This window comes from Mesorhizobium sp. M8A.F.Ca.ET.021.01.1.1, assembly GCF_003998025.1.
GTDB lineage: Bacteria > Pseudomonadota > Alphaproteobacteria > Rhizobiales > Rhizobiaceae > Mesorhizobium.
The window spans coordinates 1-500 of sequence record NZ_RZSJ01001104.1 but is presented as its reverse complement, the minus strand read 5'-3'; the positions used below and the strand labels follow the sequence as shown (position 1 = coordinate 500).

The window sequence follows — 500 nt, the reverse complement described above, 5'->3', positions numbered from 1 at the left end:
GTGTTCGATTACCTGCCTGACGCACCCGTGGTTTTCGACCATCTGGCGCATGAGGCGCTTGCCGAACGTCATACGCTGATCCTCGACCACTACGAGGCGCGCAAAAAGCAGGCTGACGGTGCGCTCAAGGATGCGGTGCCCTACAAGCCGGTTGCGCCGGACCTGCTCTACCTCTCGCCGGAGAATCTCAAGTCTTCGCTTGGCGAGCGCGAGGACATCGACTTTACCGTGTTCGATGCGCCCGACGTAGGGGGTAAGAAAGTCTTCCACGCCGGCTCGCGGCATGGCCGCAGCTTCGTCGAGGAGCGAGCCGATCCGAACGTCAATGTCTTCGATGTCGTCGTCCGGCACATAGCCGACGAGCGCGCGGCGCGGCGCCGGGTCGTCATCGCCGGCTGGACCGAAGGCTCGCTCGACAGGCTTGGCCAGATTCTGGCCGAGCACCATCTCGGCAACCTCAAACAGGTCGAGACGCTGGCCGAGGCCGAACAGCTCGAGCC

General features: G+C 63.8%; 1 pseudogene. It reads left to right on the top strand.

Features of this window, described 5'->3' with window-relative positions:
• A pseudogene (locus EOA36_RS36820) lies at nucleotides 1-500 on the top strand (transcription-repair coupling factor); the annotation flags it as partial.